Annotated in this window: 6 protein-coding genes and 1 rRNA gene; all 7 read left to right on the top strand. The window is 68.8% G+C overall.

What is annotated here, in order from left to right:
* The first annotated feature begins 141 nt into the window (after nucleotides 1-141).
* The 7 genes from rrf (at nucleotide 142) to ABZ404_RS03590 (ending at nucleotide 6,944) form a co-directional block, all read left to right on the top strand.
* Nucleotides 142-258 (top strand): 5S ribosomal RNA (gene rrf / locus ABZ404_RS03620).
* Nucleotides 259-417: 159 nt separating this feature from the next.
* The gene (locus tag ABZ404_RS03615; protein ID WP_358837619.1) at nucleotides 418-1,026 is read left to right on the top strand and encodes a CDP-alcohol phosphatidyltransferase family protein; all 609 of its coding nucleotides are present in this window, start codon (nucleotides 418-420) and stop codon (nucleotides 1,024-1,026) included.
* Nucleotides 1,027-1,136: 110 nt separating this feature from the next.
* On the top strand, nucleotides 1,137-3,632 hold the full coding sequence (locus ABZ404_RS03610; RefSeq protein WP_358837618.1) for a mannose-1-phosphate guanyltransferase: 2,496 nt from the start codon (nucleotides 1,137-1,139) through the stop codon (nucleotides 3,630-3,632).
* Between the two features lie 97 nt (nucleotides 3,633-3,729).
* On the top strand, nucleotides 3,730-4,653 hold the full coding sequence (locus ABZ404_RS03605) for a DUF881 domain-containing protein (RefSeq protein ID WP_358832069.1): 924 nt from the start codon (nucleotides 3,730-3,732) through the stop codon (nucleotides 4,651-4,653).
* On the top strand, nucleotides 4,650-4,982 hold the full coding sequence (locus ABZ404_RS03600; protein WP_003970459.1) for a small basic family protein: 333 nt from the start codon (nucleotides 4,650-4,652) through the stop codon (nucleotides 4,980-4,982). The genes ABZ404_RS03605 and ABZ404_RS03600 overlap by 4 nt, the downstream gene beginning before the upstream one ends.
* A 44-nt stretch (nucleotides 4,983-5,026) precedes the next feature.
* Nucleotides 5,027-5,914, top strand: coding sequence for a DUF881 domain-containing protein (locus ABZ404_RS03595; protein ID WP_358832078.1), 888 nt, complete (start codon nucleotides 5,027-5,029; stop codon nucleotides 5,912-5,914).
* An 82-nt stretch (nucleotides 5,915-5,996) separates the two neighbouring features.
* Nucleotides 5,997-6,944, top strand: a complete 948-nt coding sequence (locus tag ABZ404_RS03590) for an FHA domain-containing protein (RefSeq protein ID WP_358832079.1) — start codon at nucleotides 5,997-5,999, stop codon at nucleotides 6,942-6,944.
* The last annotated feature ends 18 nt before the right edge of the window (nucleotides 6,945-6,962 follow it).

The following is a 6,962-nucleotide window of genomic DNA, read 5'->3' as shown; positions in this document are numbered from 1 at the left end:
CCAGATGTGGAAGCCTCGTAAGGGGTGGAGCTGACTGGTACTAATAGGCCGAGGGCTTGTCCTCAGTTGCTCGCGTCCACTGTGTTAGTTCTGAAATAACGAACAGTTGTGTCAATGCCAGCGTTCAAATTTTCATAGTGTTTCGGTGGTCATAGCGTTAGGGAAACGCCCGGTTACATTCCGAACCCGGAAGCTAAGCCTTTCAGCGCCGATGGTACTGCAGGGGGGACCCTGTGGGAGAGTAGGACGCCGCCGAACAAATTTTAGCCTCAACCCCCGTGCCCTTTTGGGCCGGGGGTTGAGGCATTTTTGCGTTCAGGACCCGTTCGGATCGGGCTCGTACCCCTGTGCTCTCACGCCCTCGCGCTGCCGGTAAGGTCAGGGGGCATCGTTGGCACGTTCACAGGAGGCCCCCGGGTGGAGGTCCAGGAGACTCGCGTTCAGACGGACCGGGTACTCACCATCCCCAACGTCCTCAGCATGGCGCGCCTCGTCGGCGTACCCGTGTTCCTGTGGCTGATCCTCCGCCCCGAGTTCGGCGGGCCCAAGAGCGATGGCTGGGCATTGCTCGTACTGGCGCTCAGTGGTGTCAGCGACTACCTGGACGGGAAGCTCGCCCGGCGCTGGAACCAGATCAGCAGTCTCGGCCGGCTGCTCGACCCGGCCGCCGACCGGCTGTACATCCTTTCCACCCTCGTCGGCCTCACCTGGCGGGAGATTCTCCCCGTTTGGCTGACGGCTGCCCTTCTGGCCCGGGAGCTGATGCTTCTGGTGATGGTGGGAATCCTCCGCAGGCACGGCTATCCGCCGCCGCAGGTGAACTTCCTGGGTAAGGCCGCCACCTTCAACCTCATGTACGCCTTCCCGTTGCTACTGCTGAGCGATGGAAGCGGATGGCTCGCCGACCTGGCGGCGATTTTCGGATGGGCGTTCGCCGGATGGGGTACAACTCTGTATTGGTGGGCAGGGATCCTGTATGTGGTTCAGGTCCGCCGGCTGGTCAAGGCGGACTCAGAGGCCGATTGAGCTCGTCGGCGGTCCCTCGGAGCTGAGGGATCCGCGCTTGATGCCAGGGATCCCACCCGGACGGGTGCAGTCGGCTAGACCGTTGTCTCGTCAAGGAGGACGCTTCCGACATGAAGGCCGTCGTGATGGCCGGTGGCGAAGGAACACGCCTTCGCCCCATGACCTCGAGCATGCCCAAGCCGCTCCTGCCGGTGGCCAACCGGCCGATCATGGAGCACGTGCTTCGGCTGCTCAAGCGGCATGGGCTGCATGAAACCGTCGTGACCGTGCAGTTCCTGGCCTCGCTGGTCAAGAACTACTTCGGTGACGGCGAAGAGCTCGGAATGGAGCTCACCTATGCCAATGAGGAGAAGCCGCTCGGCACCGCGGGCAGCGTCAAGAACGCCGAAGAGGCCCTGAAGGACGATGCCTTCCTCGTCATCTCCGGTGACGCCCTCACCGATTTCGATCTGACGGATCTCATCAACTTCCACAAGGAGAAGGGCGCACTGGTCACGGTGTGCCTGACCCGGGTGCCCAACCCGCTGGAATTCGGCATCACCATCGTGGACGAAGAGGGGAAGGTCGAGCGCTTCCTGGAGAAGCCGACCTGGGGCCAGGTCTTCTCGGACACGGTGAACACCGGTATCTATGTGATGGAGCCGGAGGTCTTCGACTACGTCGAGGCCGATACGTCCGTCGACTGGTCCGGTGACGTCTTCCCTCAGCTGATGAAGGAGGGCAAGCCCATCTACGGCTACGTCGCCGAGGGCTACTGGGAGGACGTGGGCACGCACGAGAGCTATGTGAAGGCGCAGGCCGACGTTCTCGAAGGCAAGGTCGACGTCGACATCGACGGCTTCGAGATCTCGCCGGGCGTCTGGGTCGCGGAGGGTGCCGAGGTCCACCCGGACGCGGAGCTGCGCGGTCCGCTCTACATCGGCGACTACGCGAAGGTCGAGGCCGGGGCGGAGATCCGTGAGCACACGGTCATCGGCTCCAACGTCGTCGTCAAGGAGGGTGCCTTCCTCCACAAGGCCGTCGTCCACGACAACGTCTACATCGGGCAGCACAGCAATCTGCGTGGTTGTGTGATCGGCCGGAACACCGACATCATGCGGGCGGCCCGCATCGAGGACGGGGCCGTCATCGGGGACGAGTGCCTGGTCGGTGAGGAATCGATCATCCAGGGCAACGTCCGCGTCTATCCGTTCAAGACCATCGAGGCGGGTGCGTTCGTCAACACCTCGGTGATCTGGGAGTCGCGCGGCCAGGCCCATCTCTTCGGGGCGCGCGGTGTCTCCGGCGTCCTCAACGTGGAGATCACCCCGGAGCTGGCGGTGCGGCTGGCCGGCGCGTACGCGACGACGCTGAAGAAGGGCGCGACCGTCACCACGGCCCGTGACCACTCCCGTGGCGCGCGCGCCCTGAAGCGCGCGGTGATCTCGGCGCTCCAGGCCAGCGCCATCGACGTACGCGATCTGGAGAACGTGCCGCTGCCGGTGGCCAGACAGCAGACCGCGCGAGGCAGTGCCGGCGGAATCATGATCCGGACCTCGCTGGGCGTGCCGGACTCCGTGGACATCATGTTCTTCGACGAGCGCGGCGCGGACCTCTCGGCGGCCGGGCAGCGCAAGCTGGACCGGGTCTACGCCCGTCAGGAATACCGGCGTGCGTTCCCCGGTGAGATCGGTGACCTGCAGTTCCCGAGCAGCGTCTTCGACTCGTACACCGGATCGCTGCTGCGCAAGGTCGACACGACCGGCGTCGAGGAGGCCGGGCTGAAGGTCGTGGTCGACGCCTCGAACGGCAGTGCGGGGCTGGTCCTGCCCAGTCTGCTCGGGCGGCTCCAGGTCGACTCGCTCGTCATCAACCCGGGGCTCGACGAGTCGCGGCCGACCGAGACCGCCGACGCCCGGCGGGCCGGCCTGGTGCGGCTCGGCGAGATCGTGGCCTCGTCCCGTGCCGCGTTCGGCGTGCGGTTCGACCCGGTGGGCGAGAAGCTGTCGCTCGTCGACGAGCGCGGCCGGATCGTCGAGGACGACCGGGCGCTCCTGGTGATGCTCGACCTGGTGGCGGCCGAGCGGCGCAGCGGGCGGGTGGCCCTTCCGGTGACCACGACCCGTATCGCCGAGCAGGTCGCCGCGTACCACGGCACGCAGGTGGAGTGGACGACGACGTCGGCCGACGACCTGACGCGGGTGGGCCGCGAGGAGTCGACCATCTTCGGTGGCGACGGGCGCGGCGGGTTCATCATTCCCGAGTTCAGCAGCGTCTTCGACGGCGCCGCCGCCTTCGTCCGCCTCATCGGTCTGGTGGCGCGGACGCAGCTGACGCTCAGCCAGATCGACGCGCGGATACCGCGTGCTCATGTGCTGCGCAGGGACCTGGCCACGCCGTGGGCGGTCAAGGGCATGGTCATGCGGCGCGTGGTGGAGGCCGCCGGGGACCGCTCGGTGGACACGACCGACGGTGTGCGCGTGGTCGAGGCCGACGGGCGCTGGGTGATGGTGCTGCCCGACCCCGCCGAGGCGGTCACCCATCTGTGGGCCGAGGGGCCCGACGACGCCTCCGCGCAGGCGCTGCTCGACGAGTGGTCCGCGATCGTGGACAGCGCGGGTCACTGAGGTCCGCACCGGGTGCCGGGCGGCGTCGTGGGACGCCGCCCGGCACACCGGTGGGGCCATTCGGCGGCAGGGGCGCCGACGTGCGACGATGTGCGGCATGTCGCAGCCGCCCCCCGTTCGGAGCACCCCTTCTCCGCCGTCCCGCCCCGACGCGTCCATGTCGCTGCTGACCAATGTGATGGACCACGCCCTCGACGACGGATACGCGGAGGCGACGGCCCGGCGCCGGGCCGAGGGGCACGAGGGCATGCCCCGGACCCTGAGCGCGAAGCTCGGGCTGGCGGCCGGTCTGGTGCTCGCCGCGGTGGTGGTGACGGTCGGTGCCGCGCAGGCGCGGATAACGGCGCCCGTGGTGGCCAAGGAGCGCCAGGAGCTCATCGGGCGCGTGGAGGCCGAGACCAAGGCGGCGGACGACCTTCAGAAGAGGGTCGACTCCCTGCGCGGCGAGGTCGGTGACCGCCAGCGCAAGGCACTGGAGAAACACGGCGGTGACCAGGGCGAACTGGTCGCTCTGCTGTCGGGCGCCACCGAGGTGCACGGCCCCGGGGTGAAGCTGGTCGTCGACGACGCCAAGAACACGGAGACGGGCGGTGGCGGCGGCCCGCGCGAGAACAGCGGCTTCTCCGACACCGGGCGGGTCCGCGACCGGGACATGCAGCGCGTCGTCAACGGTCTGTGGCAGTCGGGCGCGGAGGCCGTCGCCATCAACGGGCAGCGGCTGACCGCCCTTTCGGCGATCAGGGCGGCGGGCGACGCCATACTGGTCGACAACAGGCCGCTGGTGCCGCCGTACACGGTGCTCGCGGTGGGCGACGGCAAGAAGCTGAGCACCGCCTTCCAGGACAGTGCCGACGGACAGTACCTCCATGTGCTCCAGGAGAACTACGGCATCCGTTCCAGCATTTCGGACCAGACGGAGGTGCGCCTGCCGGCCGCGCCGAGCCTGATCGTACGTACAGCACAGCCGCAGGCCACCGGCGCCGGCAGGGGCGCGGCCGCCAGAAGGAAAGGCACATCGTGATCGCCGTACTTGGCCTCGTCGTGGGAGTCGTGGTCGGACTGTTGGTCCGGCCCGAGGTGCCCGCGGTGGTCGAGCCGTATCTGCCCATCGCCGTCGTGGCCGCGCTGGACGCGGTCTTCGGTGGTCTGCGGGCCATGCTCGACGGCATCTTCGTCGACAAGGTCTTCGTGGTGTCCTTCCTGTCGAACGTCGTGGTGGCGGCGCTGATCGTGTTCCTCGGTGACAAGCTGGGCGTGGGCGCACAGCTGTCGACCGGTGTGGTCGTCGTGCTGGGCATCCGGATCTTCTCCAACGCCGCGGCCATCCGCCGCCACGTCTTCCGGGCGTGAGGCCGATGAGCAGCGAAGACTCGCCCGAGCAGGGGCCGGGGCGCATGCCGGGCCCCGCCGCCGGAAGCACTCCTTCCACTCCGGGGCCGCCGCGGCCCGACACGCCCGGGGCCTCCGGCCCGCCGAAGTCCGCCGGCACACCGGTGCCGCCCGGTCCGCCGCCGGTGCCCGAGGCGCCCGCTCCCGGGCCCGAGGAGCCGTCGGGCCCGCAGGTGACGGGCCGCCAGCGGCTGGCCGCCGGGCTGTGGCCGCCGCGGGTGACCCGGGCCCAACTGATCGTCGCCCTGCTGCTGTTCGTGCTCGGCCTGGGACTGGCCATCCAGGTCCGCTCCACCAGCGACAACAGCGCGCTGCGCGGGGCCCGCCAGGAGGACCTGGTGCGCATCCTCGACGAGCTCGACTCCCGTACGAAGCGGCTTGAGGACGAGAAGACGCGGCTGGAGGGGCAGCGCACCGAGCTGGAGACCAGCTCCAACCAGGCGGCCGAGGCGCGCAAGCAGACCCTGGAGAAGGAGCGCCAGCTGGGCATCCTGGCCGGCACGGTCGCCGCGCAGGGCCCCGGCATCACGCTGACCATCACCGACGCCAAGAAGGCGGTCGAGGCGGACAAACTGCTCGACACCATCCAGGAGCTGCGCGCGGCGGGCGCGGAGGCCATCCAGGTCAACGACGTCCGGGTGGTCGCCGACACCTATTTCTCGGACGCGGACGGCGGCATCGAGATCGACGGTCACCGGGCCACCGCCCCTTACGTCTTCAAGGTGATCGGGAAGCCGCAGGATCTCGAACCCGCGCTCAACATCCCCGGCGGTGTGGTGCAGACTCTGGAGAAGGAGCAGGCCACGGCCACGGTGGTCCGTTCCGACAAGATCGTCGTGGATGCCTTGCGACCGGCGAAGCGGCCTGACTACGCTCGGTCGTCCTCGCGGTGACGCGGGGCCGCATGCCGGTGACGGCACAAGGGCATGAGCTTGCGGGGGGTCGGCGCACCCAACTCGTGGTGCGTGGTGGAAACTGTTTGGTGGATACGGACGTTGTGAGGATGTCCGGGTCGGCCGGTGTGTTGATTCTGGGTTCGTCCTGCCCCACGGGCGGGTCTGTTTCGGTCAAGGGGAATCGCCCGTGAAGTTGTTTGCGAAGTTGTTCGGCAAGAGCGCACGTGAGGACGGTGCCGCCGGCTCCGCCCGGCACCGTGCCCGGGGCCGTGGACAGGCGGAGGAGCAGGGCGGCGAGCGCCCGCTGTTCCGCGATGAGGTGGGCCGCCCCGGTGGCGACATTCCGGGCGGTCCGGGCGCGTCTTCTGTTGACCCTGCCGGTCCCGGCCGCATAGGTTTCCAGGACCCATCGAGTGCGGGTCCGGGTGGCGGGTTCGCGTCCGATCCGTATGCGACCAGCTCCCACGCGGTCCAGTCGGGGCAGGAGGATCCGTCCATGCCGGTGTGTACGAGGTGCGGGCACAGCAACGCGGCCGCGAGCCGCTTCTGCTCCAACTGCGGGGCGCCGCTGCGCCCGGGCGCGGTCCCCGAGCGTGCCGCGGAGACCACGTCGACGATCTCGATCTCCGGCCTGGAGGCGTACGACTCCGAGGTGACGGGCCAGACGGCGCTGCCGTCGCTGTCGCCGGAGGCGCAGGCCGCGGTGGACGCGCTGCCGCTGGGCTCCGCCCTCCTGGTGGTGCGCCGCGGCCCCAACTCGGGCAGCCGCTTCCTTCTGGACGGTGAGCTGACCACGGCGGGCCGGCATCCGCAGAGCGACATCTTCCTGGACGACGTGACCGTCTCGCGCCGCCATGTGGAGTTCCGCCGCAACCCGGACGGCCGTTTCACCGTCTCGGACGTCGGCAGCCTCAACGGCACGTATGTGAACCGGGAGCGGATCGACTCGATCGACCTGTCCAACGGCGACGAGGTGCAGATCGGGAAGTACCGGCTGGTGTTCTACGCGAGCCAGCACGGCGTCTGACCCTCTCCCAGACTCCGT

This window comes from Streptomyces sp. NPDC005878 (assembly GCF_040629815.1).
In the GTDB taxonomy this organism is placed as follows: Bacteria; Actinomycetota; Actinomycetes; order Streptomycetales; family Streptomycetaceae; genus Streptomyces.
This window is presented reverse-complemented; position numbering and strand designations above follow the sequence as displayed.